The following is a 12,255-nucleotide window of genomic DNA, read 5'->3' on the forward strand; positions in this document are numbered from 1 at the left end:
TTTCACAACTAGCCAACTTCTCTAGATTAAATTGATTGAACTTGCATTAATAAAATATAAAGCGATCACCTTTACTACTTTGTCCTTCTCATGAGGCATTGTAGGCGATCACTCAACTTAAATGCATAGAAATATAAAGCGATTTATCCTTCTGATGACAATGTGTCGGCGATCGCTCAACCCAATTGCAACAAATATTAAGCGATCGCTACTACTACTTTGCCTTTCTGATGACAAATCGTAGGCGATCACCTCGTTGTTAAGCTGTGGGTAATTGATCGTAAGATTCCGGTTCAATATCTGGTACTTTCGCTAAAACTGCGTCGTATTTTTCTCGACTGCCTCGCTTTGCTAACTCCCCTAGATAAACTTCAGTTTTAGTGCAGCGATTTTTTCCGCAACTGCTGTCGCCACAAACTGATCGATAGAAATGCCGTCTTGTTTGGCAAGCTCCTGCAAACTTTTGTACAAAGAGTCAGGAAGCTGGACGCTGAGGTTGCTCATGACAATGCTCCAAATAGATTGCAAAAACTCCGCAGGTGTCAATAAAGATGATTACGAGGAATTTTATATTTTAGATGATCAGCCAGGTAAAGACGGGATTTATCTAAATCCACTCAAATCCCTGTGTGGCTAAAAATTCTTTAGCTGGTTCCAAAATATCTTTGCTTAAAATCAGTTTGACTTTTGGAGAACTAAGATACAAACGAAAACGCTCAATAAATAGTTGGTTAGCAGGTTCAATTTTCCTAATGGCACTCCAGGGAATCAACAACGGCGGAAGTCCCAAGCCAAATAAGGGGAAAATACTCAAATAAATCCCTTGAGGAGTTATACCAACATTTAAAGTTCCTTTGTAGTACACTAAACCCACAGAACCGCTTTGCATTCGGAAGAAGTTTGATGGCGGCGCTTCTTTCGTGCGATATAGTTTAGCCAGGCGATTCCAGTCATGACGGAATAGAAAAATCATGACTATCGTGGAAAATGTAAAAAAAACGATGTATATCCACTGAGGGGTATGTGGCATTTGTTTTTAAATTATTGATGATTGACGCTTCAAATTTAAGCGATGTCTAACGACAAATCTCTTTGCGCCTACGCATTCATCAATCAACCACATTCCCTTTAATTTTTCCAAATTATGGGAGCATCCCGGTTAAAAATTGCTTAATAAAAATCCCATTCATTCAAAAAACTGGCTTTAAATTAAGGCCAGTTTTTTGATTTTATTGCAAACTTCTATCGGACTTTACGGCCGAGTATTAACGGAACACACTTGAGAAGATATTATTAAGCTTTCTCATTCAAATGTCAAGATTTCACTAAATAGGTGGGTGGGAAAATTCACAAGTACGTAATTGCGAGTGAAACCTACTCCTGCAAAGAAGCAAGCTACTTGCAGCATCTCTTATGAGAAGCAATCACAAAGATTTCAGCTATATTACATTTTGTTGCATAGTTAGGTTTATTCATGCTTACCTGCTTACGTCAGCAAAACTTGCCATTAGATATCGCCACTTCCCTTAAATTCTCAGGCTGTGCTTCTAAACTCTTGTCACCAAAATGCTGATTCATCAATGCGGGAACCTGTGCCGCTTGAATTCGACTATGGCGTGTTTTATCTGGCATAACTAGGTTTGGCCCAGCTTTACAATTTTTCATACAACCAGTGCCCTTGATTGTAACTTGGTCTTCTAAACCGCGATCGCTTAAAGCTGCCTCCAACGCCTGACAAACTGCTTTACCACCGCGTTTCATACAATCAGACTTTTGACACACCAAAATCGTGGCTTTAGCCTTAGCTGGCTTTACCTTAACATTATCAATAGATGGGGGTTCTTGTACTGGTGCGATCGTTTCAACTCTCGCCATTTCAGAACGCGCTGCCATTACCCGTTCAGCCTTCAGAGTGACAGTGCCATCCTTCAAATCATGCTTTTTGTAACCAACAACTTGCAGCCAAGTCCCTGGTGGTAAGCGCAAGTCAAAAGCAGCCCGTAATTGTTTAGCTAATTTAATATAAAACTCACCTTCATGAGTCCCTAGCATTAAGCCTTTAACCTTATAGCCATCTTTAATAACAAAATTTATAAATCTACCCTCAAGACAAAATTCTGATACTTCCATAGTGTGAGATGCACCCATTTTTTTGATCTCCTTTTAACTAAGTACAAGCTATCAAGCAAAATATTCTCAGCAGTAGCTAAAAATTAGAACTGTTGTTAGCGATTTTCCAACAGCACTCAAGAGTCAAAATTTGGTCTTGACGGGAGGCTGTTAATCGCTGTATCACACTCCAAAGTTGAACAGCTGTCATCGGAGAGCCAATTTCAACTTTCAATGGCTGGTTAGCTGTACAAGTACAGGGAATGTCTAACTCCTTTAGGCGTTGATAGACTTGCCAGCGATCTGCCCAATTCACCTCTACAAGGTGGTTGCTTTCTATTTCTGAACTAAACGATTTCAAGAGAATTGCCCTCAAAGTGCAACAAACTTGCAGTAATTACCGCGATTTAACTCTCTGCTTAGTGAAAGTTTTAGGAGTGTAACCTCTTAAAACCAGCATACCTTAAGTGCAAAGAATTCTCATTAATTTTGGAAAAAAAAAGTCAAACTTTTACAGCCATTCCATATTGAGAGGGGGAAGAGGTAGGGAGCAGGGGGCAGAGGAGAGAGGTAATTTTTATCAATGAAGGCAGGAGGCAGAGGGCAGGAGGCAGGAGGAAAACTGCCCTCTGTAACAGCCCGCGACCAGACGGGTCTTGGGTTTAAGACCCATTCCAAAATCTCTGATTTGGTTGGGAGCAATCAGTGTAGGTCTGAAGCGTACACTGATTGCAACCTTCTGCCTCCTGCCTTCTTCACTTTTTATTCTCTCCCTTGTGCCCTGCCTCCTGCCTCTATTGGGAAACATGCACATTTAAGTTATAATGTCAATATTAATGAGAAATTTATGCACATTGATAGGTGTGCCATCATCCAGCAAACAATAAAATTGAGATTATTAGTAAGCAAAAATACAAAATCTTGTGCTGGCAAATTGGCTTGCACTTATTATTAAAATGTTAATATGTTGAGAATAAGCAGTTAAAATATATAACTGTTAAAAAGAGAGGAACACAATGTCTGAAACGCAAACCTTGTTACGAAATTTTGGTAATGTATATGACAATCCCGTGTTGCTGGATCACAGCGTCACTGCTCCAGTTACAGAAGGATTCAATGTTGTATTAGCTAGTTTCCAGGCACTGTATTTGCAGTACCAAAAGCATCATTTTGTAGTTGAAGGCTCAGAATTTTACTCTCTGCATGAGTTTTTTAACGAAAGCTACAACCAAGTACAAGACCACATCCATGAAATTGGAGAACGCTTGGATGGACTAGGTGGTGTTCCAGTAGCTACCTTTAGCAAATTAGCAGAATTAACCTGTTTTGAGCAAGAGTCTGAAGGCGTATATTCTTCTCGCCAAATGGTGGAAAATGACTTAGCCGCAGAACAAGCTATTCTGGGCGTGATTCGCCGCCAAGCTGCTCAGGCAGAGAGTTTAGGCGATCGAGGTACACGCTATTTGTACGAAAAGATTTTGTTGAAAACCGAGGAACGTGCTTATCATTTGTCTCACTTCCTCGCTAAAGATAGCTTAACTTTAGGGTTTGTCCAAGCGGCTCAAAGCTAAAACTCTCATAATCTAGATTTGTTTACCTAGACTGAAAGAAAAAGTTGGCAGCACTAACTCTTAAAATATTATAAAGAATGGCAGAGAATGATACCTTTATTCTTCTGCCATTTTTAATTTAAGTAAACATATCATCATAAGATTTAATGTTGAAAATATTTAGCAATTAGATAGTTAATAAATATTTTTATCTAATAAATTTATTTGGGCTGAATAAGCGAACAGATATATGCCATAATAAATTACTATTTTTCGCAAAGTTTTATCAAACTAAATAACAGAAATTTGCAAAAGCTTTAAAAAATTACTCGTCACAATTAAATAGTATTTAGAAATACAAAATAATCATAGGGCATTAAGTATTTGGGTTAGGGGGGAGGTGACAGGGAACACAAAATAATCTGTACCCTCTAACCCGAATTTCTCACGTATTGTGTGGTTAGGGTGGGGAGTGTGGGAGGTGTGGGAGGCAATGCAGCGTTCATTGACAGTTATTCAATTCCTCCTCTTTCTCCCCACACTCCCCACACCCCCACACTCACGCTCATTTCTCACAAGTGAGAAATCCAGGTCTAACCTGTACCCTATTCCCTAATTCCCACTCCTTTCATGTCATCAAACCTAGAAAACTTAATAATAAAAAGCACGACAGGGTGTAAAGACCCTTAAAATAATCAGGATTTGTATTCTCATACTCCAAGGCAACGACTATGCCCCGCCGTGACGACCTCAGGAAGATTCTACTGTTAGGCTCTGGCCCAATTGTGATTGGACAAGCCTGTGAGTTTGACTACTCTGGCACTCAAGCCTGCAAAGCGCTGCGTGAAGAAGGCTATGAAGTAGTTTTGGTCAACTCAAACCCTGCAACGATTATGACCGACCCGGAAACGGCCGATCGCACTTACATTGAGCCGTTAACTCCAGAATTGGTCGAAAAAGTCATTGAGAAAGAACGCCCCGACGCTTTACTACCAACGATGGGAGGACAAACTGCCCTCAACCTCGCCGTTGCTTTAGCCAAAAATGGCGTGTTGGAAAAGTATGGCGTTGAGTTAATCGGTGCTAAACTGCCAGCCATCGAAAAAGCTGAAGATCGAAAACTGTTCGGTGAAGCAATGGCAAGAATTGGGGTAGCTGTGTGTCCTAGCGACACAGCCGAATCTTTGGAAGAAGCCAAAGCAGTTGCCCGCCAAATTGGTAGTTATCCCCTAATTATTCGTCCAGCTTTCACTATGGGTGGAAGTGGCGGCGGTATTGCCTACAACCAAGAAGAATTTGAAGAAATGGCACAGGTAGGTATAGATGCCAGCCCCGTTTCGCAAATTCTCATTGACCAGTCTTTACTCGGCTGGAAAGAATATGAACTCGAAGTGATGCGTGATTTGGCAGATAACGTGGTGATTATCTGTTCCATCGAAAACCTTGACCCTATGGGCATTCACACCGGGGATTCAATTACCGTCGCTCCCGCGCAAACCCTTACTGATAAAGAATATCAAAGGCTGCGGGATATGGCAATTAAAATCATCCGCGAGATAGGTGTGGAAACTGGCGGTTCTAATATTCAATTTGCCGTTAATCCACTTAATGGAGATGTAGTGGTAATTGAGATGAACCCCCGCGTTTCCCGCAGTTCGGCTTTGTCTTCCAAAGCTACGGGTTTTCCCATCGCTAAAATTGCCGCAAAATTGGCTGTCGGCTATACCTTGGATGAAATTCAAAATGACATCACCAAGAAAACTCCCGCGTCCTTTGAGCCGACAATTGACTATGTGGTGACAAAAATCCCCCGCTTCGCCTTTGAAAAATTCCCTGGTTCTGACCCAGTGCTGACAACCCAAATGAAATCAGTCGGGGAAGCAATGGCAATTGGGCGGACTTTCAACGAATCCTTCCAAAAGGCGCTGCGATCGCTCGAAACCGGACGCGCTGGTTGGGGTTGCGACAAAGCCGAAAAATTACCCAGTGGCGAACAAATCCGCGCCCAATTGCGAACACCTAACCCCGATCGCATTTTCGCTGTGCGTCATGCCTTGCAGCAAGGTATGACTATTGAAGAAATCTATGAACTGACTGGTATTGACCGATGGTTCTTGGATAAATTGCAGCAACTCCTAGATGTCGAAAAATTCCTGAAGCGGACACCTTTACAGCAATTGACAAAAGAGCAGCTTTATGAAGTGAAGCGGGACGGATATAGCGATCGCCAGATTGCTTATGCCACCAAAACCACCGAAGATGAAGTTCGCGCTTACCGCAAGTCACTAGGAATCATCCCAGTTTACAAAACCGTAGATACCTGCGCGGCTGAGTTTGAAGCCCTTACCCCTTACTACTATTCTACCTACGAAGAAGAAACAGAGGTAATGCCCGCAACCAAACCAAAAGTGTTGATTTTGGGTGGTGGCCCCAACCGCATTGGGCAGGGAATTGAGTTTGATTATTGTTGTTGTCACGCCGCCTACGCCTTGAAGGATGCAGGGTATGAAACAATTATGGTCAACTCCAACCCAGAGACAGTTTCTACAGACTACGATACCAGCGATCGCCTTTACTTTGAGCCTTTAACAAAAGAAGATGTTCTTAACATCATCGAAACTGAAAATCCAGTTGGGGTAATAATCCAGTTTGGCGGACAAACCCCGCTAAAGTTGGCTATTCCTTTACAAGAGTTTCTTAACAATGACACATCAGGACTGCTGACTAAAATTTGGGGTACATCACCAGATTCCATCGACATGGCAGAAAACCGGGAGCGGTTTGAAAAGATTCTCCAAGAGTTAAATATTGCCCAACCGCCGAATGGAATTGCGCGGAGTTACGAAGATGCGCTGATTGTCGCCAAACGCATTGGCTATCCGGTGGTGGTGCGTCCCAGCTATGTATTGGGAGGACGAGCGATGGAAATCGTTTATTCCGATGCTGAGTTGGAACGCTACATGAGCTTTGCAGTACTCATAGAACCAGAACATCCAATTTTGATTGATAAGTTTTTGGAAAACGCCATCGAAGTCGATGTCGATGCGATCGCCGATCATACCGGACGGGTGGTAATTGGTGGCATCATGGAACACATCGAGCAAGCAGGGATTCACTCAGGAGATTCCGCTTGTTCTTTACCTTCCATTTCCTTATCACCGGCAGTTCTCAATCAAATTCGCACTTGGACGGTGCAGCTAGCACAAGCGCTGTCAGTCGTTGGGTTGATGAATATCCAATTTGCTGTTGTCGGTGCAAGCAGCTATTCTCCCCAAGTTTACATTTTGGAAGCCAACCCCCGCGCCTCACGTACAGTACCATTTGTATCTAAAGCAACAGGCATACAGCTAGCGAAATTAGCATCTTTAATCATGTCGGGTAAAACCTTAGAGGAGCTAGGTTTCACCGAGGAAATCATTCCAACCCACATTGCTGTAAAAGAAGCAGTATTACCCTTTAATAAATTCCCAGGAACTGATACAATATTGGGCCCAGAAATGAGATCCACTGGTGAGGTGATGGGGATTGACAGCGACTTTGGCCGAGCCTTTGCCAAAGCAGAACTGGGTGCTGGGGAGCGTTTACCACTGACTGGAACTGTATTTGTATCAATGAGCGATCGCGATAAAGCTGCTGCTGGTGCTGTGGTGAAGGAGTTTATCGATTTGGGCTTTACAGTGATGGCTACCCTTGGTACACGGCGAGTTCTTCTTGAACAGGGGTTAAATATTGAATTAGTGTTAAAGCTCCATGAAGGCCGTCCCCACGTCTTGGATGCAATCAAAAATCAAAAAATCCAACTTATTATCAACACACCTTCCGGGGAAGAAGCCCATACTGATGCTAGGTTAATCCGTCGCACGGCCTTAGCTTACAAAATTCCCATCATTACTACCATCGCTGGCGCAAAAGCTACCGTCGCCGCCATCCGTTCTTTACAAAATACAACTCTGGACGTAAAAACCATTCAAGAGTACTGCCCGATTGCGAAGTAGTACGGAGCAGGGGAGTAGGGGGCAGGGGGGGCAGGGGAGCAGGGGAAGAAGAACTATTAATTAGTGTCTAATGCCCAATGCCCAATGCCCAATGCCCAATGCCCAATTCCCAATTCCCAATTCCCAATTCCCAATTCCCAATTCCCAAGAAAATTAAGTAATTGTTATAAGAGAATGACTATAGTTCTCATTAGAGATATCTTAGCAAATATGAGGAAGCTTATATTCACTAAATAATTTCTGAAATTGACTTATAGTCAGCCTTTAGAGAGAGGGCGATATTGCATGAACTGGAACAACCAGGAAATTTAATGTCGCTATATAGCCAAAACTTCTCATAAATGTTACAATTATTAATAAGGCTCCAATAAAAAAATGTTTAAGAAGCTACCTTTTATCTAACTGTAGATACTTGTGAAAAGTAGGAAATAACTGTAACTTTTAGCAGTTAAGAAGCCTAAATTTGTTTATTATGAGCAGCCGAATTTATCGGGCGCGTAAGTTGCAAACCATACATGGGTTCCCAGTCTGACTGGGTAGCACCCTAACAAAGCATCTATCCCTTAATGACCCTACCGCCAAACCCATCATTACCAAAGAGTAGCGCCATGAAGACCGCTCAGACAGCCACAGACCTCGTGCGGACTTACCTGCGTGAGATTGGCCGTGTGCCACTCTTAACACACGAGGAAGAGATTTTTTATGGTAAACAGGTGCAACGTTCTTGTACATTGCACGAATCAAGAGAATCTCTTGCCACCCAGTTAGGTCGTCAACCGACCTTAGAAGAGTGGGCCAAAGCGACAAAGTTAGAACCAGTAGAATTGAACGAAGCGATCGCTGATGGTGAAATTGCCAAGCGTAAAATGGTAGAAGCCAATTTGCGCCTGGTAGTCTCCGTTGCTAAAAAGTACATCAAGCGCAACGTCGATTTACTGGACTTGATCCAAGAAGGTAGTATTGGTATGCAACGTGGCGTAGAAAAATTTGACCCTACAAAAGGGTATAGATTTTCTACTTATGCCTATTGGTGGATTCGGCAAGCTATCACTCGTGCTATAGCCGAAAAAGCTCGGACAATTCGGCTGCCTATCCATATTACTGAAAAATTAAATAAGATTAAAAAGGCACAGCGCCAATTGTCTCAAAAGTTGGGACGCGCTCCTACAGCTGGTGAACTAGCTCAAGAATTAGAATTGACACCCAAACAAGTACGAGAATATCTAGAAAAGGCGCGTTTGCCCCTTTCCTTGGATTTGCGGTTGGGTGATAACTACGACACTGAACTCGGAGAAATGCTCGAAGATCCAGGAGCATCTCCAGAAGAGTTTGTCATGCAATCTTCCCTATCTTATGACTTAGATCGTCTCATGGGCGATCTCACGCCGCAACAGAGGGAAGTAATTACACTGCGCTTTGGTTTAACTGATGGGCAAGCGCTGACTCTGGCTAAAATCGGTGAAATACTGAACATCAGCCGAGAAAGAGTCCGGCAAATTGAGCGGGAAGCTTTAACCAAACTTCGCAAGTCTAAAGCCAATATGGGTGAATATTTGGCAAGTTAGAAGCAGAGACGCGATTAATCGCGTCTGTACAAGAATTAGGAGTGAGGAGTTTTTAATGAACTTCTCACTCCTTACTTTATCAAGTAAGGCAGGAGGCAGAGGGCAGGAGGCAGGAGGAAAACTGCCCGACGCTCGCGGACTCGCTCTAAGCGTAGCTATGCCGCAGGCTTTACGCTACGCTATCTGTCTCCTGCCCGTGACCGAACGCGAGTGCCTCTCGTTGGCGTAGCCTCTCGTAGAGAAGAGAAGGGAACAAGGGTTTAAAACCACGCCGTCTACACGGCGCTTACAATTTGGTTGGGGTTTGAATCCCTTTTCCATTTTGCGCCTCCTGCCTCCTGCCTCTTTCAATTGTTAAGGTGACGAAAATACGCTGACTTTAGTACGGTTACACCTACTTCCACCAGAAAGCGAGGCTGTTACATTAGTTGACAGGAAGACAAAACAGCTAGCTAAGTCAAATCCAAAACAGACATTTAGTATTAAAATCACAAGCACCGTAGCCAGTAGTGGTAGTTAAGGAGCTAAAAAATGAGTAACCCATCCAATCGTGTCTCAGAATTTTTCAATAGCGAATCAGAAACCAACGATTTACTATGGCAGTATGTTAAATCCTTGAGTCCAGAGACAGTTACCCAGCTATCTAAACCTACATCTGCCGAGGTTTTTCAGGTGATGGAACGGAATATTACAGGACTATTGGGTAATCTACCTTCAGAACATTTTGGCATCACCGTAAGCACCAGTCGGGAAAGTCTAGGTCGGCTTTTGGCTTCTGCTATGATTAGTGGTTATTTCTTGCGTAATGCTGAACAGAGAATGAATTTTGAACTCGCTCTACAAGGGACTGAAACCAACAACACTGAAGTTGACTAGAAATAGAAAAGTTAGCAAATTCTATATTGTTGTTGGGCTGATTGCTAGCCACAGTCACGGCTATAGGAATTAAAAATAAGGCTCTGCGAAATCTTTGGCGCTAATTCCCAATAATTATCAGCTAGATTTTTTTAAAATATCGAAAACAGTGACGCATTAAGGTTGAAATTTAAAAAATCAAAACTCGGCAGAGTTAAAATTAGTCTGCCGAGTTTTGTTGTTAATCATCTTCCCCTTTTGTCCATCAATTATGAGTGAAACCAGTTCTTTACCGCCCCATAAAATCATTGGTGTTGCAGTAATTTGGAATGACCAAAAGCAAATTTTAATCGATCGCCGTCGTCCAGAAGGAGCAATGGGCGGTTTGTGGGAATTTCCTGGTGGTAAAATCGAGCCTGGTGAAACTATTCAAGAGTGTATTCAACGGGAAATTTCCGAAGAACTAGGAATAGTAATTGAAGTGGGAGAGCATCTGATTACTATTGACCACACCTATACAAATTTGCGCGTTAGCCTCACAGTACATCACTGCTGCCATATTACAGGTGTTCCCCAACCTTTAGAATCAGATGAAATTCGCTGGGTAACTTTGGAAGAACTAGATCAGTTTACTTTTCCGAAAGCCAATACTCAAATTATTGATGCTTTAAAAGGGACTTGAGAATTGGGAATGGAGAATGGGGAATTGAGAATGGGGAAGAGTTTTTTAATACTTAATGCCCAATGCTTCTCTAAGAGAGGCTGCGCCAAAGATTTATCTCCGAGACGCTAGGTGAACGCTCAGTACAATGCCCAATGCCCAATTCCCAATTCCCAATACCGTAACAATCTATTAATTGCATCAGGTTGAGTCCCGCAATTTTCTACAATAGGCGCAGAGACTTTGATAAAAGGTATCAACAAATAAATGCCTAAAACTGTTGCCGATGTGATGAGCCGCGATCCTATTGTCGTTCGTGCGGAAACTCCACTGAAGGAAGCTATCCAAATTCTCGCAGAACGCCACATCAGTGGACTACCTGTTGTGGATGATGTCGGGAAATTAGTGGGCATTATCTCAGAAACCGATTTGATGTGGCAAGAAACTGGTGTTACTCCACCTGCGTACATTATGTTTCTTGATAGCGTTATCTATTTAAAAAATCCTGCTACCTATGAACGTGATTTACATAAAGCACTAGGGCAAACCGTTGGGGAGGTGATGAGTAAAAACCCGATCGCAATTTCCCCTGATAAAACTTTAAAAGAAGCCGCTACAATCATACACGATCGCAGCGTTCACCGCTTGCCAGTACTTGATGGCACAGATCAAGTAATTGGTATCCTCACTCGTGGTGATATTATTCGGGCAATGGCAGCAAGTCAAGAATAATCAGTTAACAGCTAACAGCCTGATAACTGATAACTGTTAAGTATTTTTTACACTTTTGAAAATCAAGGATAACTAAATGAGTATTACTTCGGAGTCTGTTAAGCAATTGCTAAGTTCTGAGGATTTAGGCGATCGCTTACGTGCAGTAAATCAAATCCGCCAACTGGAACCTACGGTTGGCTTTGAATTGATTCAAACTGCCATTAGCGATCGCAATTCCCGTGTTCGTTACTCAGCAGTGAGTCAAATGGATACACTCGGAACACAAGATTTACAATTATCTTTGGATATCTTGCGCGATCGCTTGCTTCATGACTCTGAAGTAGATGTACAAGCAGCAGCAGCAGACTGTATAGGCGCACTCCAACTACATGACGCTTTTGAAGACTTAAAGGAGGTTTACTACAAGACTGATGAATGGCTAATACAATTTAGTATCATCGCTACATTAGGAGCATTGGGCGATCCACGAGCCTTTGAATTGCTCAAAGAGGCACTCTCATCAGAAACCGAATTAGTGCAAACTGCTGCTATTAGTTCTTTCGGTGAATTGGGAAATCTAGAAGCAGTTCCCCTCTTAGCTCCTTATGCTACCAATCCAGACTGGCAAATGCGTTACAGAGTTGTACAAGCGCTGACTCTTCTAGGTGGTGCAGAAGCTAAATCTATATTAGAAACACTGGCTAATGATGAAGTAGAAGCGATCGCAACTGAAGCCAAAAATTCTTTGCAATCAGTCTGATAGCAGAAAAAAATTCGATCTGGTTGGTAAAATTTTTCATTCCAGC

12 protein-coding genes are annotated in these 12,255 nt (G+C 42.6%); 8 read left to right on the forward strand and 4 right to left on the reverse strand.

Annotated features, from left to right (window positions below; genetic code table 11):
* Nucleotides 1–121 precede the first annotated feature (121 nt).
* Nucleotides 122–244 (forward strand): hypothetical protein, encoded by a 123-nt coding sequence (locus IQ274_RS37410; protein WP_265578553.1) that lies wholly within the window; start codon nucleotides 122–124, stop codon nucleotides 242–244.
* 116 nt (nucleotides 245–360) lie between these two features.
* Here the strand turns inward: IQ274_RS37410 and IQ274_RS36590 are convergent, their stop codons facing one another.
* The 4 genes from IQ274_RS36590 to IQ274_RS17850 form a co-directional block, all read right to left on the reverse strand.
* Nucleotides 361–504 carry a ribbon-helix-helix protein, CopG family gene (locus IQ274_RS36590; RefSeq protein ID WP_228058236.1) on the reverse strand — a complete coding sequence of 48 codons (144 nt, stop codon included), beginning with the start codon at nucleotides 502–504 and terminating at the stop codon, nucleotides 361–363.
* Nucleotides 505–607: 103 nt separating this feature from the next.
* Entirely contained in the window at nucleotides 608–973 is a 366-nt protein-coding gene (locus IQ274_RS17840) for a hypothetical protein (RefSeq protein ID WP_228058237.1), read from the reverse strand.
* Nucleotides 974–1,491: 518 nt separating this feature from the next.
* Complete coding sequence (locus IQ274_RS17845; protein WP_194143019.1) at nucleotides 1,492–2,148, reverse strand: (2Fe-2S) ferredoxin domain-containing protein; 657 nt, start codon at nucleotides 2,146–2,148, stop codon at nucleotides 1,492–1,494.
* A gap of 58 nt (nucleotides 2,149–2,206) precedes the next feature.
* Complete coding sequence (locus IQ274_RS17850) at nucleotides 2,207–2,470, reverse strand: Asr1405/Asl0597 family protein (protein WP_012412041.1); 264 nt, start codon at nucleotides 2,468–2,470, stop codon at nucleotides 2,207–2,209.
* 655 nt (nucleotides 2,471–3,125) lie between these two features.
* Here IQ274_RS17850 and IQ274_RS17855 point away from each other — a divergent pair.
* The 7 genes from IQ274_RS17855 (at nucleotide 3,126) to nblB (ending at nucleotide 12,209) form a co-directional block, all read left to right on the forward strand.
* Nucleotides 3,126–3,680: a Dps family protein gene (locus tag IQ274_RS17855; RefSeq protein WP_163934571.1), complete on the forward strand. Its 555-nt coding sequence runs from the start codon at nucleotides 3,126–3,128 to the stop codon at nucleotides 3,678–3,680.
* Nucleotides 3,681–4,390: 710 nt separating this feature from the next.
* A complete protein-coding gene (gene carB, locus IQ274_RS17860; protein ID WP_163934574.1) occupies nucleotides 4,391–7,654 on the forward strand; it encodes a carbamoyl-phosphate synthase large subunit in 3,264 nt (1,087 codons plus the stop codon).
* A gap of 608 nt (nucleotides 7,655–8,262) precedes the next feature.
* Nucleotides 8,263–9,219, forward strand: a complete 957-nt coding sequence (locus tag IQ274_RS17865; protein WP_041565706.1) for an RNA polymerase sigma factor, RpoD/SigA family — start codon at nucleotides 8,263–8,265, stop codon at nucleotides 9,217–9,219.
* A 531-nt stretch (nucleotides 9,220–9,750) separates the two neighbouring features.
* Nucleotides 9,751–10,095: a DUF760 domain-containing protein gene (locus IQ274_RS17870; RefSeq protein ID WP_012412037.1), complete on the forward strand. Its 345-nt coding sequence runs from the start codon at nucleotides 9,751–9,753 to the stop codon at nucleotides 10,093–10,095.
* 250 nt (nucleotides 10,096–10,345) lie between these two features.
* Complete coding sequence (gene mutT, locus IQ274_RS17875; RefSeq protein ID WP_194143020.1) at nucleotides 10,346–10,756, forward strand: 8-oxo-dGTP diphosphatase MutT; 411 nt, start codon at nucleotides 10,346–10,348, stop codon at nucleotides 10,754–10,756.
* Nucleotides 10,757–11,002: 246 nt separating this feature from the next.
* Complete coding sequence (locus IQ274_RS17880; protein ID WP_194143021.1) at nucleotides 11,003–11,467, forward strand: CBS domain-containing protein; 465 nt, start codon at nucleotides 11,003–11,005, stop codon at nucleotides 11,465–11,467.
* Between the two features lie 76 nt (nucleotides 11,468–11,543).
* Nucleotides 11,544–12,209 (forward strand): phycobilisome degradation protein NblB, encoded by a 666-nt coding sequence (gene nblB / locus IQ274_RS17885; protein ID WP_012412034.1) that lies wholly within the window; start codon nucleotides 11,544–11,546, stop codon nucleotides 12,207–12,209.
* The last annotated feature ends 46 nt before the right edge of the window (nucleotides 12,210–12,255 follow it).

Origin of the sequence: Nostoc sp. LEGE 12447 (genome assembly GCF_015206985.1) — a bacterium.
In the GTDB taxonomy this organism is placed as follows: Bacteria; Cyanobacteriota; Cyanobacteriia; order Cyanobacteriales; family Nostocaceae; genus Nostoc.

Excerpts from the sequence above, each read along its gene's own strand:
- IQ274_RS37410 (WP_265578553.1), top strand. The coding sequence starts at position 122 with ATGCATAGAAATATAAAGCGATTTATCCTTCTGATGACAATGTGTCGG.
- IQ274_RS36590 (WP_228058236.1), bottom strand. The coding sequence starts at position 504 with ATGAGCAACCTCAGCGTCCAGCTTCCTGACTCTTTGTACAAAAGTTTG.
- IQ274_RS17840 (WP_228058237.1), bottom strand. The coding sequence starts at position 973 with ATGATTTTTCTATTCCGTCATGACTGGAATCGCCTGGCTAAACTATAT.
- IQ274_RS17845 (WP_194143019.1), bottom strand. The coding sequence starts at position 2,148 with ATGGGTGCATCTCACACTATGGAAGTATCAGAATTTTGTCTTGAGGGT.
- IQ274_RS17855 (WP_163934571.1), top strand. The coding sequence starts at position 3,126 with ATGTCTGAAACGCAAACCTTGTTACGAAATTTTGGTAATGTATATGAC.
- carB (WP_163934574.1), top strand. The coding sequence starts at position 4,391 with ATGCCCCGCCGTGACGACCTCAGGAAGATTCTACTGTTAGGCTCTGGC.
- IQ274_RS17865 (WP_041565706.1), top strand. The coding sequence starts at position 8,263 with ATGAAGACCGCTCAGACAGCCACAGACCTCGTGCGGACTTACCTGCGT.
- IQ274_RS17870 (WP_012412037.1), top strand. The coding sequence starts at position 9,751 with ATGAGTAACCCATCCAATCGTGTCTCAGAATTTTTCAATAGCGAATCA.
- mutT (WP_194143020.1), top strand. The coding sequence starts at position 10,346 with ATGAGTGAAACCAGTTCTTTACCGCCCCATAAAATCATTGGTGTTGCA.
- IQ274_RS17880 (WP_194143021.1), top strand. The coding sequence starts at position 11,003 with ATGCCTAAAACTGTTGCCGATGTGATGAGCCGCGATCCTATTGTCGTT.
- nblB (WP_012412034.1), top strand. The coding sequence starts at position 11,544 with ATGAGTATTACTTCGGAGTCTGTTAAGCAATTGCTAAGTTCTGAGGAT.